Annotated in this window: 23 protein-coding genes; 12 read left to right on the forward strand and 11 right to left on the reverse strand. The window is 56.8% G+C overall.

Annotated elements, in window-relative coordinates; genetic code table 11:
- Positions 1–86: 86 nt before the first annotated feature.
- A complete protein-coding gene (locus KTT_RS21270; RefSeq protein ID WP_126597986.1) occupies positions 87–662 on the reverse strand; it encodes a GNAT family N-acetyltransferase in 576 nt (191 codons plus the stop codon).
- 190 nt (positions 663–852) lie between these two features.
- Here KTT_RS21270 and KTT_RS21275 point away from each other — a divergent pair, with 190 nt between their 5' ends.
- From KTT_RS21275 to KTT_RS21285, 3 genes are all read left to right on the forward strand, one after another.
- Positions 853–1,395: a GNAT family N-acetyltransferase gene (locus tag KTT_RS21275; protein WP_126597988.1), complete on the forward strand. Its 543-nt coding sequence runs from the start codon at positions 853–855 to the stop codon at positions 1,393–1,395.
- 63 nt (positions 1,396–1,458) lie between these two features.
- On the forward strand, positions 1,459–4,200 hold the full coding sequence (locus tag KTT_RS21280; RefSeq protein ID WP_126597990.1) for a winged helix-turn-helix domain-containing protein: 2,742 nt from the start codon (positions 1,459–1,461) through the stop codon (positions 4,198–4,200).
- A gap of 293 nt (positions 4,201–4,493) precedes the next feature.
- Positions 4,494–5,717 carry an FAD-dependent oxidoreductase gene (locus tag KTT_RS21285; protein ID WP_126597992.1) on the forward strand — a complete coding sequence of 408 codons (1,224 nt, stop codon included), beginning with the start codon at positions 4,494–4,496 and terminating at the stop codon, positions 5,715–5,717.
- A gap of 70 nt (positions 5,718–5,787) precedes the next feature.
- Here the strand turns inward: KTT_RS21285 and KTT_RS21290 are convergent, their stop codons facing one another.
- Positions 5,788–6,249 carry an SRPBCC family protein gene (locus KTT_RS21290; protein WP_126597994.1) on the reverse strand — a complete coding sequence of 154 codons (462 nt, stop codon included), beginning with the start codon at positions 6,247–6,249 and terminating at the stop codon, positions 5,788–5,790.
- Positions 6,250–6,597: 348 nt separating this feature from the next.
- On the opposite strand from KTT_RS21290, the gene KTT_RS21295 reads away from it, so the two are divergent.
- Both KTT_RS21295 and KTT_RS36420 read left to right on the forward strand, forming a co-directional pair.
- The gene (locus KTT_RS21295) at positions 6,598–7,278 is read left to right on the forward strand and encodes a hypothetical protein (RefSeq protein ID WP_126597996.1); all 681 of its coding nucleotides are present in this window, start codon (positions 6,598–6,600) and stop codon (positions 7,276–7,278) included.
- A gap of 6 nt (positions 7,279–7,284) precedes the next feature.
- Complete coding sequence (locus KTT_RS36420; RefSeq protein WP_126597998.1) at positions 7,285–7,407, forward strand: GNAT family protein; 123 nt, start codon at positions 7,285–7,287, stop codon at positions 7,405–7,407.
- Positions 7,408–7,506: 99 nt separating this feature from the next.
- Here KTT_RS36420 and KTT_RS21305 read toward each other — a convergent pair whose 3' ends face one another.
- A complete protein-coding gene (locus KTT_RS21305) occupies positions 7,507–8,367 on the reverse strand; it encodes an SDR family oxidoreductase (RefSeq protein WP_218030952.1) in 861 nt (286 codons plus the stop codon).
- Positions 8,368–8,962: 595 nt separating this feature from the next.
- Here KTT_RS21305 and KTT_RS21310 point away from each other — a divergent pair.
- From KTT_RS21310 to KTT_RS21325, 4 genes are all read left to right on the forward strand, one after another.
- A complete protein-coding gene (locus KTT_RS21310) occupies positions 8,963–9,280 on the forward strand; it encodes a hypothetical protein (RefSeq protein WP_126598000.1) in 318 nt (105 codons plus the stop codon).
- Positions 9,281–9,364: 84 nt separating this feature from the next.
- A complete protein-coding gene (locus tag KTT_RS21315) occupies positions 9,365–9,682 on the forward strand; it encodes a hypothetical protein (protein WP_126598002.1) in 318 nt (105 codons plus the stop codon).
- A 76-nt stretch (positions 9,683–9,758) separates the two neighbouring features.
- Complete coding sequence (locus KTT_RS21320; protein WP_126598004.1) at positions 9,759–10,667, forward strand: hypothetical protein; 909 nt, start codon at positions 9,759–9,761, stop codon at positions 10,665–10,667.
- A gap of 112 nt (positions 10,668–10,779) precedes the next feature.
- Positions 10,780–11,757: a DUF4097 family beta strand repeat-containing protein gene (locus tag KTT_RS21325; protein ID WP_160146020.1), complete on the forward strand. Its 978-nt coding sequence runs from the start codon at positions 10,780–10,782 to the stop codon at positions 11,755–11,757.
- Between the two features lie 5 nt (positions 11,758–11,762).
- Here KTT_RS21325 and KTT_RS21330 read toward each other — a convergent pair whose 3' ends face one another.
- Both KTT_RS21330 and KTT_RS36225 read right to left on the reverse strand, forming a co-directional pair.
- Positions 11,763–12,575: a GNAT family N-acetyltransferase gene (locus tag KTT_RS21330; RefSeq protein WP_126598008.1), complete on the reverse strand. Its 813-nt coding sequence runs from the start codon at positions 12,573–12,575 to the stop codon at positions 11,763–11,765.
- A 210-nt stretch (positions 12,576–12,785) separates the two neighbouring features.
- Positions 12,786–12,956, reverse strand: coding sequence for a hypothetical protein (locus tag KTT_RS36225; protein WP_160146021.1), 171 nt, complete (start codon positions 12,954–12,956; stop codon positions 12,786–12,788).
- A gap of 28 nt (positions 12,957–12,984) precedes the next feature.
- On the opposite strand from KTT_RS36225, the gene KTT_RS21335 reads away from it, so the two are divergent.
- Positions 12,985–13,581 (forward strand): GDSL-type esterase/lipase family protein, encoded by a 597-nt coding sequence (locus KTT_RS21335; protein WP_218030953.1) that lies wholly within the window; start codon positions 12,985–12,987, stop codon positions 13,579–13,581.
- A gap of 17 nt (positions 13,582–13,598) precedes the next feature.
- On the opposite strand, the gene KTT_RS21340 is transcribed toward KTT_RS21335, so the two are convergent.
- Both KTT_RS21340 and KTT_RS21345 read right to left on the reverse strand, forming a co-directional pair.
- A complete protein-coding gene (locus KTT_RS21340) occupies positions 13,599–14,132 on the reverse strand; it encodes a hypothetical protein (protein ID WP_126598010.1) in 534 nt (177 codons plus the stop codon).
- 325 nt (positions 14,133–14,457) lie between these two features.
- Entirely contained in the window at positions 14,458–14,913 is a 456-nt protein-coding gene (locus KTT_RS21345; RefSeq protein ID WP_126598012.1) for a hypothetical protein, read from the reverse strand.
- 516 nt (positions 14,914–15,429) lie between these two features.
- Between KTT_RS21345 and KTT_RS21350 the strand changes: the two genes are divergently transcribed.
- Positions 15,430–15,867, forward strand: coding sequence for a pentapeptide repeat-containing protein (locus KTT_RS21350; RefSeq protein ID WP_160146022.1), 438 nt, complete (start codon positions 15,430–15,432; stop codon positions 15,865–15,867).
- Between the two features lie 32 nt (positions 15,868–15,899).
- On the opposite strand, the gene KTT_RS21355 is transcribed toward KTT_RS21350, so the two are convergent.
- Positions 15,900–16,319 (reverse strand): NUDIX hydrolase, encoded by a 420-nt coding sequence (locus tag KTT_RS21355; RefSeq protein WP_126598016.1) that lies wholly within the window; start codon positions 16,317–16,319, stop codon positions 15,900–15,902.
- 22 nt (positions 16,320–16,341) lie between these two features.
- Complete coding sequence (locus KTT_RS21360; RefSeq protein ID WP_126598018.1) at positions 16,342–17,376, reverse strand: hypothetical protein; 1,035 nt, start codon at positions 17,374–17,376, stop codon at positions 16,342–16,344.
- 301 nt (positions 17,377–17,677) lie between these two features.
- On the opposite strand from KTT_RS21360, the gene KTT_RS21365 reads away from it, so the two are divergent.
- Positions 17,678–18,160 carry a DinB family protein gene (locus KTT_RS21365; RefSeq protein WP_126598020.1) on the forward strand — a complete coding sequence of 161 codons (483 nt, stop codon included), beginning with the start codon at positions 17,678–17,680 and terminating at the stop codon, positions 18,158–18,160.
- 34 nt (positions 18,161–18,194) lie between these two features.
- On the opposite strand, the gene KTT_RS21370 is transcribed toward KTT_RS21365, so the two are convergent.
- A complete protein-coding gene (locus KTT_RS21370; RefSeq protein ID WP_126598022.1) occupies positions 18,195–18,659 on the reverse strand; it encodes an SRPBCC family protein in 465 nt (154 codons plus the stop codon).
- Positions 18,660–19,287: 628 nt separating this feature from the next.
- On the reverse strand, positions 19,288–20,559 hold the full coding sequence (locus KTT_RS21375; protein WP_160146023.1) for an MFS transporter: 1,272 nt from the start codon (positions 20,557–20,559) through the stop codon (positions 19,288–19,290).
- Positions 20,560–21,790: the final 1,231 nt, after the last annotated feature.

Consider the following 21,790-nt stretch of genomic DNA (forward strand, 5'->3'; position numbering starts at 1 on the left):
AATGCGCATTCGTGTTTAAATGAATAAAGATTCATCTGCTACACGGCAGGCGAAAATAGACTCATCAATGCGAGGGCTGCTCGCACCTATGCTTCTGGCAAGGGGTCGATCGGCAGGCCCATATGATAGACGTCGACGAACTGGTCGCGCACGTAGAACTCGCGGCTGACGCGTCCCTCGTGGACGAAGCCCATCCTTTCATAGAGGTGGATGGCCGCCAGGTTATCGACGCGCACGCGCAGGTTGAGCTTGCGAATAATGCCGCTCTGCCTGGCCCAGTCGATCAGGTATGTCAGCATGCGACCGCCGATGCCCAGGTTCCAGTATTTGCGCGCGATGCTGATGCCAAACTCGCCCGCATGGCGCACGCGTGGCCGCTTGCCCGCGTTAAAGGTCAGTGTTCCCGCGATCTCGCCGGCGATCTCGGCGACCAGGTACAGGCTGGTGGGAGTCGCCGCCACCTGCTGCAGATAGGCCCGTTCCTCCTCCTCCGTCATCCCAAACTCGCCGGGACCGAAGCTAATATTCTCGCTCTCGCCTGCGATCTGCTCCACAAAGGTCAGCAGCTCCCCGGCATCCTCGGTCCGAGCCGGCCTGAGCGTCATCTGAAGATTATCCCTGAGCAGGAAGTGCTGTACGCGCTCAAAAGTGTTGCTTTGCATGAATCACCCCTTTATATGTGTAGTGTGATAGAGATTATCGCATGAGCCGTGTTTGCTGGCAACTTCTCCTGCTCTACGATCACGCCCCACGTGGATCATGAGAAGAGTTGACGGCGGACGCGATTTTGTAGAGAATATTGGGACGTATTTATACAGGTGAGCAATCATGGCTCATTGAAAGGAAGTCGATTTGTCTTCTCCATATACTCTACGACCAGTCGAGGCCGGCGACTTGCCGTTCCTGTGGGATATGCTCTATGAGGCGGCTGCTGTTGATGCAACGATGCGTGAGATCGGGCGCGAACGGGCCCTGACTATGTCGGTCAACCAGAAATATCTAGCCGGCTGGGGACGCGAGGGTGATAGCGGCTGGATCGCCGTCAATGAGCGACAGGAGCCACTCGGCGCGGCCTGGTACCGACTATTCCCCGCCGGAGCGCCTGGCTACGGTTTCGTTTCTGAGTCCATCCCTGAGCTGACGATCGGTGTACATGAGCGAGCGCGCGGACTGGGTGTTGGTGGCGCCTTGTTGCAGGCTCTGCTGCGGTCGGCGCGGGAGCAGGGACGACCCGCTCTCAGCCTCTCCGTCGATCGCCGCAATCCGGCGCTGCGGCTCTACGAGCGCCACGGTTTTCGGGATGCGGGCGTCTCCCATTCCCAGGATTCGTCTGTGACACTGGTGGCCCTGTTCGTTACCGAACTCAAATTGACAGTGTTGAAGCCTCTATGCTAAAGTAGCTTTATCACTGATCGAGCATTAGTATGTATGAGGGCTGGCTATAAATGAGAGGTATCTATGCTTGAATCAGACCTGCTGTTAACCCGCTTCACGATACCTCCACGCCGTGCGGCGCTGCTAACGCGTCCACAACTGCTGGCAGCCCTTGATCAGAGCCGCGCGGTTCCTGTGACGTTGCTTTTAGCCTCGGCTGGTTCCGGCAAGACGACGCTGCTTTCGGCCTGGGCAAGCCAATGCGGCGACCCGGTTGCCTGGCTCTCACTGGATGAACTGGATACGACTCCAGCGCGATTTTGGAGCTACGTGGTCGCCGCGCTCAGGAAGGCTGGCTTGCGGGTGGGTGAGACCACGCTGGCGCTGCTTCATGCCCCTCAGGCGCCGCCGCTGAACAACGTTCTGACCGCGCTCATCAATGAGCTATCCATGCTCGCACAGGATGCGGTTCTCATTATTGATGACTATCACGTGGTGAGCGAACCGGCAATCCATGAGTCGCTGCGCTTCTTCCTTGAGCACCTGCCGCCCTGTCTGCATCTTGTGATGGCCAGCCGTGTCGATCCTCCACTGCCCCTGGCCCGTCTGCGGGCGCGTGGCCAGTTGGTAGAGATCGGCGAGGCGGACCTGCGCCTTAGCGCGGACGAGACCGCCAACTTTCTTACCCACGTGATGGGTCTGGCCCTTTCAACGGAGGAGATGTGCCTGCTGGAGCAGCGTACAGAAGGCTGGCTGGCGGGCCTGCAACTGGCCGGTCTCTCCCTGCGCCGGAACAACAGGGGGGCCGTATTCAGCAAGGTGTTCGCTGGTAGCCATCGCTTTATCCTGGATTATGTGCAGGAAGAGGTTCTGGCGCCCCTACCCGAGGAGCAGCAACGCTTCCTGCTCCAGACTTCGGTGCTTGATCGCTTGAACGCCGATCTCTGCCAGGCTGTAACTGGCCTGCAGACCAGTCAGCAGATGCTAGAGGAATTGGAGCGTGCCCATCTCTTTCTGGTCGCGCTCGACGAGGAGCGGTACTGGTATCGCTTCCACCTGCTCTTCCGCGAAGTGCTGCAAGCTCGTCTGCAGGCAGTCTGGCCGGAGCGGGTCGCGCGCCTGCAGCGGGAGGCCGCGCTATGGTATCAGCATCAGTGCATGCCGCACGAGGCGCTGCGCCACGCCCAACTCTCACGGGACCCCTTTTTCGTGGCGGACCTGCTTGAGGACTATAGTGAGCGGTTGTTCCTGCAGGGAGAGCTGCAGATGCTGCTGACCTGGATCAAGCAGTTGCCCGATGAGGTGTTATTCGCGCATCCTCGCCTCGCTACCAGCTATGTGCTGGCATTCAATCTGTTGTTTCCTTTCCCCCATCAGCAGCAGTCAGAACAGGCGTATCTCTCTCATCTTCAACAAGGGGTGGAGGCGCTCTTACAGAGCGAGTCGCCCGCTTCTTTGTCCCCAGCCGAGCGAGATTTATTGCGGCACCGCCTTACCGTGCTCAGGGTATGGAACATGGGGGTCAAGGCGCTCTCGGATGGAGATGTGGAGCGGCTGAACAATTTTGCGGAGTCGCTGCAGCAGCTGCCGCAGGAAGATGATGCCGTGTGGAGGCAGCACACGCTGGGAAGCCTGGCGATGGCATCTCGCCTGGCCGGAAACTTTCCTCCGATAGTGGCGGCCCTGCAGGAAGAGTGGAAGAATCCCTGGAGCGAGCAGCATGGTTCTCAGGCTGTCCCTACCCTATGGGGGTTGATCGTGGCCCTGATCGCCTTAGGACAATTGGAGCAGGCGCGCGACTACAGCGAGATCCTGCGCCAGTTGATCGAGAAGCTGGGGGTGCCGGCCCCTCTGTCTGCCTATCCTGATTCCTTCCAGGCGCAGCTGGCCTATGAGCGCGATCAGCTAGAGGACGCGAAGAGCGCGGCCCTGCGTGCCATTGAGGTGACGGCCCCTTTGCAGTACATGGACATCCTTGTAGAGGCTTATGATGTGCTGGCCCGCGCCTGTCTCGCGCAGGGGGATCTCGCGGGAGCGGAGCATGCTCTGCGCGCGCTAGAGCAGGTGAATCGTGCCGCTTCCATCCCGCTCTTTCTCCCCTGGGTCGAGAGTCTCCAGGTCCACCTCTGGCTTGCGCGAGGAGAGCTGGCGCCGGCGCTCGACTGGGCCGAGCATACCGCTTACCGTCATGAGACCCCCTTCTACAGCCGGGAGCGTGTATACCTGGCGCTGGTGCTGGTATACCTGGCTTGTGGGCACTATCAGCGCGCCCTGTGCATGCTAACCACTCTGCTCAGGGCGGCCGAGCCGGTCGCGCGCAAGGGCAGCGTTATCGCCATTCTGGCGCTGCAGGTGGCTGTTCTGCAGGCCTCAGGGGCTACGCAAGACGCGCTCAATGCGCTTTCCCGCCTGCTTGCTGCCGCCGAATCCGAGGGGTACCGACGCGTCTTTCTCGATGCCGGTGAGCCGATGCGTCAGGCGCTCCTGGCTTTTCTCGACTCCGCTCACAGGCCGCCCACCGCTTCACCGGCCCAGGTCGCTTATGCCAGAACGTTGCTCGCCTCCTTTGCGGCAGCGCAGCAGCCCATTACCCCCTCAGCAATAGCACTGCCGCCCACCGCTTCCTCCCTGCCTGAGCCGCTGACGGCACGTGAACAGGATGTTCTGAATTTGCTTGCTCAGGGCGCTTCCAACCATGAGATCGCCGAGCGCCTGGTGATCTCCCTTACGACGGTCAAGAAGCATGTCGGCAACCTCATGTTGAAGTTGGCGGCGGAGAACAGGACCCATGCGGTGGCGCGGGCCCGTGAACTCTCCCTGCTCTAGCGACCATTTCCGCTTTTATCGTATTCCGCTCACATATCTCCTCAAGGTAGACTTTTGGCCCCTAACAGAGCAGGCGCGGAAATGGTACCTCAAGGTAGACTTTTGGCCCCTGTGTTCTTTTTCTCAACCCGGTATGCTTCTCTTGCATGCAGAAGTTTGCATGTGTGATTACCTTGAAAGGGCAAGCACAAAGATGCGTACGGATAATGTTTACGTCAGCATTCAGGCACCAGTGAACCTGATTGGAGCTATCGATATGGTCAAAGGTATAAAAAAGAAAAGGAAAAAGCGCTATGAATAGGTCTGCCAGGAAGGCATTGATTATTGGCTTCGGGGTCGCGGGGCCGGTGCTGGCCCTGTTCCTGCAGCGGGCAGGAATCGAGGCCGAAATCTATGAGGCCAGGGCCGCGTCTACCGACTACGGCGGCAGCTTTTTGAACCTGGCCTCCAATGGACTCCACGTCCTTAAAGAGCTTGGGCTTGAGCACGAGGTGGTACAGCGAGGATCGCCGATCCCGCGTATGGTCAGCTGGAGCGGCAAAGGCAAGCCTCTGGGTGAGGTCCACAATGGGGCCAGAATCGAGGTCGGGGCCCCCAGCATCAATATATTGCGTTCGCGCCTGCACCAGGTGTTGCGCGAGGAGGTGGAGCGTAAAGGGATCAAGATCCATTATGGCAAGAAGCTGGTAGATCTAAAATCCGGCGCCCAGAGCGTGGTCGCTACCTTTGCTGATGGCACACGGTCGGAAGGCACCTTCGTGGCGGGTTGCGATGGCGTTCACTCGCGCATCCGGCGCCTCATCAATCCAGACGCGCCCGCCCCCCGCTATACCGGCCTGATCAGTATCGGTGGCTTCGCGCAGCACTCCAGCTTTCCGCCTACAAAGAACACAATGCATTTCGTCTTTGGGTCACGCGCCTTTTTTGGCTATCATGTCAGTACCTCCGGTGAGATGTACTGGTTCGTCAACTATCCGCGCAAAGCGGAGCCGGGACGTGGGGAGGTCGATATGATCGAGAGCGATGAGTGGCAGACGCGCATGCTTGATCTCTTCCGCGATGATATGCCTCTCATCTCTGATATGATTCGGGCTACCGATAGCAAGATCATCGGCTACCCTTTCTACGATATCCACACCCAGCCTATCTGGTATAGGGAGGGCATGGTCCTGGTTGGTGATGCGCTGCATGCCGTCTCCGCCAGCGCTGGCCAGGGAGCATCGATGGCGATAGAGGATGCAATCGTGCTGGCAAAATGCCTGCGCGATCAGCAGGATCTTACAACCGCCTTTGCCTCTTATGAGCGTCAGCGCCGTGCACGCGACGAGCGTGTCGTTCGTTACGGTCGCCAGGTGAGTAATACCAAGGTCGCGACCAATCCCGTGCAGGTGTGGCTACGTGACATCTCACTGCCGCTCGTCTTCAAGCTCTTTGCCAACCCGGCCTCCCTCGATTGGATCTACTCCCACCACGTCGCCTGGAACGAGCCGGTCGCATCAGAGACCATGGGGACATGATTGTTTAGCTCATGTGATGTCTCCTGGCAGTGAGTGGGTGGGAGCTCACAAATATGGACAAGGCCAGAACTTATGAGCCATTCTGCTCGGCGAGTTGCTTGAGATAGCGATTCCTGTCCAGCAGCAGGTGGCGCATATATCGGGTGAGGAAGAGCGTCTCCGCCAGCCGACCCAGGATGCCGAGGGGAGCCCGGAAGATAAAGGTGTCGCGCATCAGGGTCGTTCCATCGGGTTGGGGAAGAAAGTCGTGGACGTGGGTAATCTCCTGGAAGACGCCCCGCACCATCTCATCAACGAAGCGCGAGGGGCGCTCGTAGGCGGTAATCTTCGAGGTCAGGTGCTGCTTGATCCCGAAGTGGACCGCCTCCCAGGTCACAACGTCGCCCAGCTGCATCAGGCCGGAGGTCACGCCAGCTATGGCTCGTTCCCGGGTATGGCTCATAGAGCCGCTATGGGCATCGACGCTGATCGAGAGGTCGAAGCAGCGCTCAACCGGTGCCTGAATTATCGTGTCCAGATGTATTATTGCCATATTCACATTATAGCGCGCTTATTCGTTTGAAAACCACCATCTCGGCGCACCTGAAGGTAGGTTCGGCCCTCGTGGCTGATTTTTCCTCCCCATTCGACCATGCTCATTAAACACGCAATGATCGAAAATGCCCTCCTGTGAGCAATCTTTGCTCTCAAACATGACCACCTTGCCATATAATGCGCAGGTTCGGCTATGCAGTCGGTTGAGGTAAAAAATGTTTCTCTGGAAGATGAAGCTGCCAATATGAGGGTAGGTTCTGACCGGTTTTGGTGGTACTATAGTGAGAAAAGGAGTAAAAAGGCAAAGAGGTAAAGACCTGACCACTTGACCATAAGGAGAGCAGAGATGGTGAATCAACTTCGGGTGATGCTTGAAATGGGACCAAAAGGCAAGAAGGTAGTGGCCGTGGCACCGGACTGGCCTGGTCTAGAGCGTGGTGCGAAGACCGAGGAGGCCGCGATTGAACGGCTGCAAGCCTATCTTCCACGCTATGCCCAGGTGGCAAAGCTGGCTGGGATGGATGGAGAGTTGGTAGCTCTCACCACGGTTGACATCGTCGAGCGCTATCCAGGCACAGGCTCAACCGACTTCTGGGGCATCTCGTTCGCGTTTTCAAGCATCGATATGCAAGACCTGGCGAGCGAAGAATTGGAACGTGAACTGACCCTGATGCAGGCGTGCTGGGCATTTTTCGACGGCGTGCGTTTGCGCGTGTCGGCTCAGATGCAGAAGGGTCCGCGAGGGGGAGGGCGTGACCGGGACCAGATCGTCGATCATACGATTCGCGTTGAGCAAGAGTGGGCAAAGAAGGTCGGGGTGCCTATTCCTCAAGATGCGATGCTGATCGATGAGGGCTTGCAAGCGTACCGCGATGCCTACCGCGACGCCATTCGAGCGTTCCATTCAGAGGGCAAAATGGCCCGAACCTGGCCGCTTCGGTATCTGATTCGGCACACCGCGTTTCACACGCTGGATCACGCCTGGGAGATGGAAGACAAGGACCTGACCGATGGAAAGAATTCGTGAGGGCATGTGCTGGAAAAGGTTGGCATGCGCCAGGAGGGGCGTCTACGCGAGAAACGCTGGCTGCATGATCGCTGGTGGGATACCTTGCTGTATGGTATGCTGGAGCACGAATGGCAGGCCCGTAGGTAGATTTTGCTACACGTTTCTCTGTCCATGCAGACGATAGATAAAACGCGGCCGAGCGCCTCATATAAACAATGAGTGTAGCGCGGCCGTGTCTATTTATGGTTATGCCCCGGCGGCCTGGGCGGATTTCTGTTCGATCAATTGTTCAGTGATCTGCCATAGTCGCAGCCCGGCCTGTTCGTCGTAGGAGGCTTTGGAAGAGGGGACCGCCTTGCTTTTATCGAAGTATTTGCCGCTGACGTTGGCGACGTCGGGCGAGGTGGCCAGGTAGATGGTGGTCTGTGCCCCTTTTTCGGGCGAGAGCATGACGAGCTTGCCCAGTTTGCCCAGCAGACCATCGCCGAAGAAACTGGTGCCAACTACGCCAGGATGGAGCGCGTTGACGGTGACACCGGTCCCCTCCAGGCGGTGAGCCAGTTGATAGGTAAAGAGGATCAGCGCCAGCTTGGCGGAGCCATAGACGCCCATCGGACGGTAGCTCTTCTCACTCTGCAGGTCGTTGAAGTCGATCTTGCCCATCTTGTGGGCTGTCGAGCTCACGTTGACGATGCGGGCCGGCGCGCTGGCCTTGAGCAGGTCGAGCAGCAGATTGGTCAACAGAAATGGGCCAACATAGTTGGTGGCGAAGGAGCTCTCGATACCATCAACGGATTCCTGGCGCTTATTATACATGGCGCCCGCGTTGTTGATCAGCACGTGCAGCTGTGGATAGCGGTCTTTGACCTCCTGTGCCAGCTGGCGCACCGAGGCCAGCGAAGACATGTCGGCGATCAGCAGATCCACCTGCTCGTTGCCGCTCTCTCGCTTGATCTCGGCCTGCGCCTCCTCGCCTTTTGCCCGGTTGCGGCTCACCATAATCACATGCGCCCCGCGCCGTGCCAGTTCCAGCGCCGTCACCTTGCCGATACCATTATTCGCGCCCGTTACCAGGCATACCCTGCCCTGCATCTCTGTACTTGCCATCTTATCGTCCTTTCACAATACATTTTTCTCGTATATGAGGCCAGTTGGTAATGAATAAAGCGGATTCTACAAAACAAAGAATAGGACTCCATCTATAATAAAGCTGATCGTGTCCGCTCTATTCCATACGCGATCCCTCAAATGCAAGTTTCACAATGATGAGATGCTCACCGTCGCCTTTCAGGGTAGGTGTCGAGCTTGCCTGGACCTGGAGCCCTCCACGGGAGCGGAGACCCCGTGGCCGCCGGTTCGGCATCTCATCATGAATGTGTTTGCAGGGAAAACAGGCGTATTCTTCGCCTAAGTGATGTAACGAATAGCACGCAATGGCCGTGTTAGAAGTGTAGGCGCCATAGGATTAAAACAAACCGCTCGCGTGGTCGCTGTGCAGAAATTGACGTGCATGCTATAATAAGGCTGCAGGAAGGTAAATACCTGGTAATGCGGTGTAAGGAAGGTTAAGTGCTACTGCGACATTATCAGGAATGATGATACGCCACTTTTAATAGATAAAAATAGTATGATTTCCTGTTTTAGTCACACAAGCATGGAGATTGTTTTAGGATACTGAGTAACTATAAAGGAGTGTGTCGCCATGAAAGTACGTGTTAGCATCCCGGTGGATCTGCGCCTGACGGAGCCAGGAGAGTTCCGTATTGATCAACAGGTATCCAGTGACCAGCAGGATGTCGGCTGGAAGAACGTGGTACAGGCAAGTGGCGTCACAGGTGGTGAGTATCTGGTGGATCTGGAGCCGGGCATTTACCAGAAGAGCATCAGCGCCATGGGCGCGCAGCCTGGCTTTGCCAGCGCATTCCAGATCACCCCTGACAACCGCTACATCGACGAGGCCTCCCAGGTCTTTAATATCGATGAGGATGGAACCCTGGTCCAGTTGGAGCCCCAACCCTAATATTTCTTGCCAGAAGCGTGTTGCCCTTGCGGATCGTGATAGAAGAAAAGCTCTAGTTTTTCTTTTTTATCAGGAGGGATGACCATGCAAAATCAAGGCAATCCACAGCAAGAAGGTTTTATCGATGATACGCTACACTCCGCGCGCCAGCAGCTAGAAAACCACATCGGAGACGTCATCGACCAGTACGCCGGTCGCGTGCCAGGTGGTGAGCGCTTTACCCCTGAGGCCAAGCAGGCGGTCTCCGGCATCCTCGACGGTCTGCAGAAGCAACTGGAGAGCCAGGCCGCCAGCCGCATGGGTGGTCTCGGTGGCACCTTCGGTGGTGGCAACAGTGCTCCCACAGGTGGTAACGGCAACAGTATCAACGATCCACAATCCGGCCAGGACGGCCTGCTCTAAAGCTGTTCGCGACCATCTTCGCGATCAGGTTTAAGTTCCGTGGAGATGGTCGCTGCCATCAGAATGAGGTGGATTTATGCAGAGGAAGGACCCGATGCAGCGCAACCAGCGCTTCATCTTTATTCTAGCAGGTGCCTTGCTGCTGCTCATGCTGGGGGAGGCCATCTTCTACACCAGGATCGGCGGATTCAGCTACTTCGCGTATGGCTCGTTTATTTTCTGTACCCTGCTGCTGGGGACCGTTTTTTTTGTGACCAGGCGCACGTATCGACGCATGGAGCAGCGGCGGCAACGCGCGCTGTCCGGTGACGCCGCTCTGCTGGCGCAGCCGCAGCCACAGCCAGACGCCAATGCACTGGCGCTGCCAGTAAAAATCGTGCTGAGGCCGAGCAAGACAATCCTGCTGGAGTTTCTGGCCATTTGCTATGGGTTGCTGGCACTGGTTGTATGCGTTCCAATTATCCTCTTTTTCTTATCACATCACTCCTCTTCAATCACCATCAAAGCCGTAGCCAGCAACGGTCATGTGAACTCAGCCCAGCCACCCATATTGTATGCCACATTACCCATGATTATTGGCGTAATTCTGGCTGTGCTGTTTGTGATCTGTTTGATCAGTTTTGTATTTACCGTGCTGGCATCAGAGTCCAGATCGCGGCAGGAGATCGAGGTCGATGAGCAGGGGATCAGCACGCGTTTTCTGGGTGTGGTGACGCGCATGTCCTGGGATGAAGTGCTCAGCTTCGCGATGTGGGGCCGCGCGAACAGTCGCACGGCGCTGTTGTTCGAGCTGGTGAGCAAAGACGCCGTGGCGCGCTGGTATCAGTTGAGCTATCGTCACGCTTTTTACACCTGGCTGGCCGCGCTCAAGCCGGCTATGCCAATCGATGAATATCGCCGTGTGATGAATGCGCTTCCCCAGGTTATCGTGGCCCGCACGGGCAAGCCCCTCTACGATTTGCGCCACCCGTATTCGCGCACGTGAATGTTTCTTGCGGAGTACCACTTTTGTAACTCAACCTGCTGCCGAACGTATAGGTCCATGTAAAGCTTTTTATCTGGCGCGATACGAGCGAGAGCGTGCATGGAGGGTGAGCATGTCGCAGCAGCAATCCCAGTTCGATGAGAAGGGGCCGCAGGAGCCTGCGTATGCTCCTCGACAATATTTTGAAGGCCAGGTTCCGCTTGAGGTGAACCAGGATCCGCGCGAGCAGGCCGCCGGGCCGCGTGAATATTCCTATGCTCCGATCGGCGATGCATATACGGCGTCCTATGGACAGGGCGAGAAGCTGACGCCCCGTCCGCCACGACGCAGGCATCGCGGGCGCAACTGGCTTATCGGCATCGTCATCGTGCTGGCTCTGATCTGGGGTGCCGGTGCCTCTATGCGCAGCAATGTCTCATTCCCCACCACGGGATGGCATCATGTCTCAATAGATATGCATAAAGATGGTGCATACCAGCCGGGGACAACCTCGTCAACCTACAGCGGGAGCCAGCTGGTGCTGCGGGGCGTGCGGGGGAACGTGCATATCCAGGGGGGTGGCAACTCGGACCAGGTGCAGGTGAATACCAGCAATAATATCAATCTCAAGGGGAGCAGCGATAATGGTGTGATCACGCTGCAAGAGGCGGGCATGCCTGGCAGGCCAGATCCTGGCATTGGAGATGACGGCGGCGATATTAATGTGACGGTGCCAAAGGGGATGCAGGTCACCGTCGATATGGCGATGGGGCCGGTGGATGTTGATGGCGTGACCGGCAAGCTCAATATCCAGGCCGCTGATGGCGAGATCAGCATCAACAACACGACCCTGCAGGATGGCTCGAAGCTGCAGACTCTTAATGGTTCCATCCGCTTTAATGGTTCGCTCGATCCCAAAGGCAGCTATGACTTCGAGACCGCGAATGGCGATGTCAGCGTGCGCCTGCCGCAGGACAACGTGGCGAATGTGGCGACCAATACCGTGCATGGCGATATCAACAATCACCTCAATAGCGGCGGCAATGATCCCAACGCCGCCAATGTTACCATCAAGACGATCAGCGGCAATATCGATGTGAATAATCAATAAGTAGATCAGGCTTGCTCCTTGTCTCCTGGCTGCCAGACGTAGGTGTTGAAGGCGCCGTATTCGCGGAATCCCAGGCGTTGATAGACCGGGCGTCCGGATGGCGAGGCCGTGAGAACGGCGACCCGATAGCCGCGTGCCCACGCCTCATGCGCCGCCCGCAGCGTCATGGCGGAGCCGATCCCTTGCCGCCGGTGTTCGGGCAGCGTGACGACATAATGGATCGCCGCCACGTGCCCGTCATAAAAGTTGCACACGGTCGCCACCGGTTTCCCATCCAGCAGACCCAGGTAGAACTGGTTGGGACTGCCGGGTCCGAACGGTACCCGCGCGTACGAGCCGATGACCTGGCGTATCACCGCCTCGTGCAAGGGGAACAGCCAGACTCGAATCCACTGCTCCAGCTGCGCGAGACTGCGAACCGGCTGGATGGTAAGACCGGGGACTGATGGCGCATCTTCGTTCAGGTCCTGTAGCTCGATCGCCATCCCTGGCTCCTCCTCGTCATACTCCAGGCCGTGTGCCAGCAAGGCGTCCGCGTAGCTCTGATAGTGCTCCGAGGGTCCCAGAAACCATTGGAACCCGTGGTTGCTCCGGGCAAAGTAAGCGAGCACATGCTCAACGCTCTGCGCGAGCGCGTCCAGCGGCGGCTGCATGTGAAACGCGGCCCTGACCAGCCGCGAATCCGCCCACCACACGTCCCGCTCGTGGTAGAGCTGTCCCCCGCACGCGGTACACAGCCAGCCGCGGTACGCGACCAGGCTGTCATCAATGATGGCCGGCATGCGCGCGGGATCAATATGTTGCAGTATAGCGTTCATAGAGGTAGAACATCCCTTCCCCTCATTATTTATCTATTGCTCTATTTATATCATATGTCACCCAATTTTTTTAATGTATCTTACCCTCATGATCATTACCCATGATCTGCATGCGTTTTCACACCTGCGCGGCCAGACGTGACGCGAGGACACCACTGTCGCGCACCCGTTCAGTTGTGGTACAGTAGTGTGCAGCGCGCGAATCGTGGTCTACGGATCGGTAATGTTGAGCGCTTCCGATACCGCCCGCGCGCCGGTAGTGGTATCTGTGACCGCGATGCGCAGGTCTGTGATCTGTGTCAGGCGATCAAATTGTCCGTGTGGATAGCAGATGCTGGTTTTCGTCTCGAAGTTGCCATATATGATTGCATCGGACAGCAAAGGATGTCGTGCTGGATTGGAGATCTGCGTGAAGGATGTGCGTATCTGCTTTATTGGTGATTCGTTTGTCAATGGAACGGGCGACCCGGCCTGCCTGGGATGGACCGGGCGCGTCTGCGCTGTTGCCATAAGCCAGGGACACGAGGTGACATACTACAACCTGGGCATTCGTCGTCAGACCAGCCTGGAGATCGCGCGGCGCTGGCGCAGCGAGGTGGAGGCGCGGCTCCCGCATGGCTGCGACGGTCGGCTGGTCTTCTCGTTCGGCGTCAACGACACAGTGCTGGAGAATGAGCGGCCGCGCCTGGACTCCCAGGAGTCGCTGCGACACGCCAGGGAGATGCTGCGGGCCGCTTGTGAGCTATGCCCAACGCTGATGGTCGGACCGCCTCCCATGCCAGATGACGAGCAAAATCAGCGCATCGCCAGCCTCTCAGAGCAGTTTGCCCTCTTGTGCCAGGAACTGGCCATCCCTTACCTGGATGTCTTCACTCCCCTGCTCCAGGTTGCGCAATGGAGGGAAGAGGCGCTCGCCAACGACGGCGCGCACCCCCGTGCCGCTGGCTATAGCGCCCTGGCCCACCTGGTACAGGACTGGCCCACCTGGCAGTCCTGGTTCGCCTGACGGCGATATCTGATCGATTATGTCGAGGTGGCTGCGCTGGCGGCGGCCTCGTTGCGTCTTTCAATGAGGATATTGTAGAGCCCCATGACCACCAGTAACGAAAGGTCGGGCAGGGCCGCCGCTTCTGGATAGAGTGTAACGCTGGCTTTGCGCGAGAAGCCATTGCTAGAGAACTGGACGTAGGGACTATCGCTGGCGGGATCGGTCCAGGCTTTCTGGTTTCCCCAGAAGTTGACTTTATGCCATAAGAGCGCGCGGTCATCGGGGAATGAGAGCTGCCCGCTTGTCCCAAACCATTTTCCTTGATACGTAGCAAGCAACGGACCGTTCTCAAAGGCGTAGACTGCGATATTGCGCGTGGACCAGCCTTGTGGCTGTATGAAGAGCGAGCCCTCGGGAACCGTGGCGCTCGCTTTCGAGCGCCAGCCGCTCATATCTAATGTCGCCAGTGTTGTGTTATCCGGTGCGACCAGGCTGAAGCTACTCCTGAACGTTGCCGTAGGCACCCAGGTCAGCGATTGTCCAACCAGCTGGTTTAACGGAGAGACCATAATATACCACAACTCCTTGTTTTGCTACTATTTTCACCAGTTCTTGCATCTTTTTAATAACAATTCAAATTGTAGTGTTATCCATGACGGATAGTACCGTACTTCAAATCATACGTATGAGCTTGTCCATATGTTGCATTGATTGATATGCATATTGAGATATAACGAACATATACATCAGCGTATTTTATAATTGGGCGACAGGTGAGCGACTGCTCACCTGTCGCCCAATTATAAAATACCAGCGCGCCCGCGCATGCGGACGCCTGTATGGGGGCGCCCAACCACACCGGGTAAAAGTGCGTTTGACACATCCTTGCCACGATCAGGTAGTTGGGGTTCCGGCCGCGATCGCCTGGTCGAGCAGGCTCCAGAACTCCTCGGTGCCGTGCCGCTGTATCCCTTCATCGTCGATAGTGACCTTGCGGCAGCCGAAGCGCTCGGCTGTGACGACGACCACTGGCTGATTCCCCTGTTTGAAGCTCAATACATAGCGGGGACCATAATCGAGCGTACAGGCTGAATTTTCTGGCAGCACAGGTAGAGTATAGATGGTGTTGTAGAGCTGGTTGATCAGCGCTGGATCGCTGAGCGTCACGCTCTGTAAGACCTCCTGTGGGCTGGGACCCAGCGTCTGAATGACAACGCTATTGGGCTGGACGTGGGGAACCGGTGGTGGTGTACAGGCGGCACATGTCGCGACCTGGAAGGCGCAGCCGATTAGCAGCGTAAGCAGCATGAGAACCAGGCGTGCCAGAGCAGGACCAATACCCTTGTTCATAATCGCCAGACTTCCTTTCATGTCATTTGTACTCGAATAAGTTGTTAGAGCATTCCATTTCTTTGAAGCTCTTCACACCTTTCAATTTAAATTATACCCATCCGTCCCACTCATGCGGAAAAATATGTATATCTTTTGAGCATGTGCCTTACTCTCATGATCATCGCCTGAGGCCTGCATGAGGTTTCGCACCTGCGGTGCCCACGTGTCAATTTTATGCTGGTGCATCGCGTGCGCGGATGCACACGCGATGCACCAGCATAAAAAACAACTGCGGCCGCAGGTGCGGAGCGTCAGTTACAGATATAGATACCTGTAGCTGATGCGCAGAGCGCCAAAATAGTAGAATATAATCAGGAAAGAGATACATATATAATTTTTCCTTAAGAGAACCTTTTCTTTGGCTTGATTGCATATATGGTATTTTTTGACCACATTTTGACCAGTGGGCATTGCTTGATTAAGCGCGTTTTCATGCTTATAATAAGTACATCTTTTAAGGAAGGAGCGTGGGCTATGGCAGATCAAACTCATATTTATGCTTTAAAACAGGGGCTTGAATTCTGGAATCGGTGGCGCCAGGAGCATCAACAGATACTGCCAGATCTGAGCCAGGCCAATCTGAGCCGGATGGATCTGAGTCAGTTTAATCTGAGCCAGGCTAACTTACGATTTGCGGATCTCACCGCCGCCAATCTTCAGAGGACGAATCTGCGAGGGGCGAACCTGAGCCTGGCGAATCTGACGCGCGCCAATCTCACAGAGGCGTACCTGGTGGGCGCTGATATGACGGGGGCTGATGTTGCCAACGCCGATCTGCGCGACGCTGATTTAAGGAACGCCAATTTGAAGATTACCAGATTTAGCGGTGCTGATCTGCGTGGCGCAAAGTTGACCGGCGCTGTAACGGATGGCACTATTTTTGACAATGCCAGGCGGAGAAGGTTCTTCTAACTATTTTTAATTATTTTGCGCTCGCTTCCCTGTCAATCGGATAGCAGCGTTGGCAGGCATTTGAGCGCACGCTTCACTTCGGGCAGCTCGGCCACATCGGTAATGGGGAACCAGGCCAGTCCCTGCAGCACGATGTGCGCCTTGCCCACGTCTTCGGGATCATGTCCTAAAATGGCCTCGGCTTCGGGATCGACCTCAACCAGGAAGGTGCTGGAGATGCCTTTGCTATACCTTCCTTCGAAGAGGAAGCGGGGATTGCGACCGCGCAGGCCGGTCTCTTCAAAGAGTTCACGCAGGGCGGCCTCTTCTGGCCGCTCGCCTGGATTAAGGCCGCCACCAGGCAAGATCCAGGAATCTCCGCTTCCCCTCCAGCGGTGCAGGACCAGTAGGATCTCGCTATTCTCATGGCGCAGCACGACGGCGGCGGCACGCGGCCGGATATTGTGTAGCATGATATTTGTCCTTTTCTATTGGCTAGAGCGGGAGGAAATTCCCTTGATAGCGGGCCAGGATGGCGCGGCGGCTTCCCTCCGGATAGTCGCGTTCATCGGGGGCCAGGCTGTGCTCGCAGCGGGCTCCGTAGGCCATGGTTACAGTCATGGAGGCCGCCAGCGTACGCCGCTCTTCCGCGCTGAATGGCCGGCCACGCGCCATCTCATAGTCCGCGATAAAGGCCAGCATCTCCTCGCGCGAGGGTGAGTCGGATATGTTGGGCATAAAGGGGATATAGGTAAATGTCATGGCGGCATGACCGACCAGGACAGGTTCCTTATCGAGCTGCAGGCTATCCCAGTCATATATCACGTGTGCCTGCTCGTCGAGATAGCGGATATGCTTGGTGCTCCAATCGACATGGCCCAGCACCAGCTCGCCGGACCCGTTGTCCAGCGTCCCCCGCGCCTGGCGTGCCAGCGCATCGATCCACTCCGCGCCGCGCGCCGTGGCCTCGAAATCGAAGATATTGCTATGCGGCTTGCCCCACAATACCCCCACTGGTAGGCGCTTATCGAAGAGCGCCAGGTCCAGCTCCGGGAAACGTTCTCTCGGACGGTTCAGCAGCCGCAGCTGCCAGGCCAGCAGCTCAGCCATCTTTCGGCGCCACAGCGGCTGATGGGCATCATGATATTCGCCCAGATCATCGAGCTCCTCCACCAGTGCGATCCCATCGGCCAGCGCAAGCGGTCCGCAGATCGGCCGTGTGCATGGATAGCCCTGCTCCAACAGGTAGCCTTGTACGCGCGTTACCCCGCGTAGCCGCTCCATCGACTCATCCGGCCCCAGCAGCTTAAGCACGATGCGTCGCCCATCGACCAGCTGTAGCCCGCACACTACCCCGATGCTGACCTCATAGAAAAGAGTGCTGGCGATGCCGCTTCCCAGTTTGCGCGCGCAGAACGCATCGATCTGCTCCGTTATCAATCGCGGCTCCGCCATCCCAAAAATACGCTGCAGCGGATAGGGATTATGCCAGCGTTCCAGCTCCTCAGCGATGTATGCCTGCAGATCCATCACACCCGATTCCTTTCTCATCATTGTTCTGCTAGTATCTCACATGTTGGCAATACCGCCCCTCCCGTGCTTTAATATGTCCAATGTGAAAAACGTATTGCACGCAAGGGCATATAAGAGATAACATAACAATAAGAGCAAAAAACGTAGGTTCGGCCCTTGCGGCCGATTTTTCCTCGCCGCACGGCAACGCATCCCGGAGGCTCGGCCCTTGCGGCCGATTGGAACCTGCCCGGCCGCCCACGTTTACCAAATATGTGGCCGTTTGTTTGTATTTGTAGATCGGGATGTTTAGGAAAGGATGTCTGAGATGGCATTTGATGATCAGGATGAGATTGTGGAGCTGGTGCAGCACATGGCGGCCATTCCGGAGCGGCTGGTGCGCGCCATGAACGGCAAGACGAGGGCGCAACTCACACGGAGGCCGGCGCCCGGCGAGTGGTCGGCGCACGAGATATTCGCCCATATGCGCGCGGTCGATGATATCGTCACCACGCGCATCTATATGTTGCTGACGCGCCAGGACGCTCCCCTGGTCGCCTTTGACGAGCGGCGCTGGGCTGAGGCCGCCCACTACGCCGAGCGCGACATCCACCAGTCTCTGACCCTCTTCACCCTGCGCCGCATCGAGATCGTCGCCACGCTGCGCCAGCTTTTCTTCGAGGACTGGCAGCGCCTGGGTCGCCACGAGACCTACGGCACCCAGAGCCTGATCGGCATCGTGCGCGACCTCGCCTCCCACGAAGGCGAGCACTGCTCACAGATCGAGAAGCTGCTCGCCTGACCGCGTTCTTCGATTGAGAAGATTGGGGACATCATCACGGCGTGGGGTAGTCGATGAGCAATTGTTGCAGGCGGGGGAGGAAATGGAGCCAGCCAGCCAGGTGATCGTCGATGCGCAGCTTCTGATCCTCCTCGCTGTCGGAGTAGGGTTCGTGGCTCAGGGTGAGCTGTGTTCCGGACCCGGTGATCTCTAGCGGCTCGAAGCGCAGCTGTACAACTTTTTTGCCGCTCGCGGGCGTGTGATCCCATTGCCAGGTGAAGGCCAGCTTCCGTCCCGGCTCAAAGATCGTGTAGCGTCCGCGCAGGTGCCAGCCCCTCTGCGGCCAGCTCAGACGATAGGCTCCTCCCACCTCCGGTTCGATCTCCGCCTGCTGTGGCCACCAGTCCACCAGCAGATCCGGCTCCGTCCAATATTTGAACACTGTCAACGGATCAGCCGTCGGAAAATCGGTCCTCAACAGCAATACTTCCGGCCCCGATGGTAATTGGATTATATCCATATACAACCTCACGGTGCTACTTTACCCTGATAATAAATAAATACGTTCTCATTATAAAACATCGGTATATAACTGTTTATCAAACTAAAATAATGGGACAGCTCACGGGAAAATGATATTATCGTAAGTTCGGCTCTCACGACCAATACCTTCAACTTTAGCGCAAAAAAAGGAAAAGGAGAACCCTTGGAAACGGTATATGAACGCATGTGAACGGTCCCATAGCAAGATCATGTTCCCTGTAGGCGGCATAGGATTGCGGCTTTCTCAAGATGCTGGCTTGCCGACTAGGCAGCAATCCGGCCTCGTGCATGCCGCCCCCGTTCACGTATGATATCGTTCCTAAAAAGCGAGAAAAGCGGTCGTATAACCATGTATAATCCAACATATCATACGTCAACAGAGCGGCATGTACAAGGCCGGATTGCTGCTTTTTGGAAGAAATAGAGTATCAAAAAGGCCGCAATCCTATGCCGCCTACGGGAACGTTTTCGTGTCAAGGGACGCTTACATGCTCCGCTGGGGAAATTGGCCATGAGGGCCGAACATACGGGGTGGGCTGGATCGACAAAAGATGCGGTCAAATTTCGCATCTTTTGTCGATCTGGCGTTGTGTGATCGCGCATGATCAGGAGGCGGTGAGGCTCTTTTCCATCTGGCGCAGGAAGTTGATCTGAAAGAGGACGCAGACGGCCAGGATGATCTGCGGGATGAAGAGCAGGGCGATGGTGGCGTAGGGGCCAGCGTACTGCAGCATCAGGCCGTTGACGGCCAGGCCGATTGGCTGGCTGCCGAAGACGATCAGGCGAAAGACGGCGTTGATGCGGCCGCGCAGGTGGTCCGGCGTCAGGGCGGTGCGCACGCTGAGCTGCTGCACCATGTAGATGGGCACGATCACGAAGCCGAGCGAGTTGGCTACGCCCAGCATAAAGGGATTGTGGGCGAAGGCGAAGAGCAGCCAGCTCAGCGCCCACACCCAGACCGAGCCAACGATCATGCGTGTCAGGCCGAAGGCGCGGTAGAGCGGTCCCGCCAGCAGGGCGCCGACGATGCTACCGATGCCGCCGCTGGCCAGGATCAGCGCCAGCGCGGCGTCGCTGGCGTGCATCTGCCGGGCCATCACGTCGATGATTAGCAGGTAGCCGGAGCAGGGCGCCATCAGGCCGAAGGTAACCAGGGCCAGGAAGCGGATCAACCGGTGCTGCCAGAGCCAGCCCATCCCCTCCTTGATGTCGTGCAGGAGCGCGCCGGGCGGAGCCGCGCGCTCCTGCTGAAATGGGACACGAATAAAACAGAGCGAGCAGACCGAGATCGCCGTCGAGGCGGCATCGGCGATGAACGGGATGGCCCGGCCCAGGCTGAAGAGCAGCGGACCCAGCGCGGGACCCAGCGTGCTGGCGCTGGAGGTGATGACTTCGTTGACGCTCAGCGCCTGGTGTAGCTGCCTGCGATCGACCACGGCGGGCAGCGCCGACGTATTGGCCAGGCTGAAGAAGATCCCCAGCGACTCATTGCAGAAGGCCACCAGCGCGATGTGGACCAGGGTCAGCCGGTTGAGCAGCAGGGCCACGGCCAGGCTGACCAGTCCCAACGTGCTCAGGCTATCGCAGACGATCATCACCTTTTTGCGATCCCAGCGATCCACCAGCGCACCGGCCGGCAGGCAGAAGAGCAGCAGCGACAGCGAGCCGATGGAGGCCACCACACCGGCGATGGCGGGCGAGTTTGTCATCGCCAGCAGCAGCAGCGGCAGCGTCACCTGGGTTACCTGTGTTCCGGTGAGCGAGATCCCCTGACCACCGAGCAGGGTCAGAAAGCTGGCGTTGCGCCACAGCGACCTCGGCGGCCTGCTGCTATCATTTTGCTGTGTTGGCTCTGATGATTGAGAGACGGTAGACACCTGTAGTCCATCCTTTCTTGTTTGCGGGAAGCGCGATACACACGACAATAGAGCGGGACACTTCCCATGCCGTGTCGTGGAGCAGCTACAGGTGGAGAGCACAAAGAAGCCGCAGGCACCCATGCAACGAGAAGTGCCCTGTGGCGAAGATGCGGAGGTCGATAGAGGCGGACAGCAGAAGAAAAGGTCACATTGTAGCTACGATCCTTGAGGTCGTCAGGCCGCTTGTGGCTCCTGTGCCCCCACGGCTACAATGTTAGCCGAACGCGCGCTTTACCTGCTTTCAGGCCGCTTCAGACCAAGCGCATTCGCCTGAGCGGCCGTGGCAACATAAGGAATATAATCGTAAAGAGGCATTGTTTACATATCCTTTATGGCGATACATTCATCTTTATTATTTAGAGTATAGCATGAATTTCGATGGTTAGAAAGTCCTGTTTTCTTCAAATACGACCAGGTCCCTGCTACAGGGACCTGGTCGTATTTGAAGAAAACAGGAGAAGGCTACTGCATGCGCTGCTCGTTTTTGTTGTTTATAGTCGCATTTCCTCTTATATCGATGCCAGAAAATAGTAATACATGATAAGAAAACGAATGAGTTTTATGGACACTCCTCAAATTTAATGATTTTTCGGCTTATAGTACAGATGGCCGAGAATTGAGCGATGAGATGATTGATTTTTGTACTGGCTAGATGGTATGATACATCAGGTAATAGCATCTAGCATGGGAATAAATGTGATTTTGTGGTTTTTTGGGCGATGCATTCTTTGAGGAAAAGGCCCACGGGCTGGAAATTCTCCATTGCGCTTCATCGGCCTGTTCATTCGGGTATGTAGATAGGTTGGGAGTAGGGATGGGACAGCCGGTGCCATATTTTATGCACGCGTTGCGTGGCCGACAAGATGTGAAACGTCTTATTCTTCTTACGTTCTTAACCTGAGCCATACCACAATAGTACTATCCAGGCGTTATGCATGCCTGGCCTGCCCATTTTATCCTCTGCTGGTTGTTTGTTAACGTGCCCGGTCATTATCAGACATGGTCGCCAGATCGCTGGATGCGCAGCTAACAATGTTGTGCTGATTGCCGACGGCAGACGCTGTACAGGCCGATTCATTCACCTGATACATTTTCACGATACGTGAATAGAAAGGAAGAGTGTCAGCACGAGGATTGTGTTGTGAGAACCTAACCTCGGCCGACACCGCGTTCTTATGCAAAGCATACC

Origin of the sequence: Dictyobacter aurantiacus, from assembly GCF_003967515.1 — a bacterium.
GTDB classification, from domain to species: domain Bacteria; phylum Chloroflexota; class Ktedonobacteria; order Ktedonobacterales; family Ktedonobacteraceae; genus Dictyobacter; species Dictyobacter aurantiacus.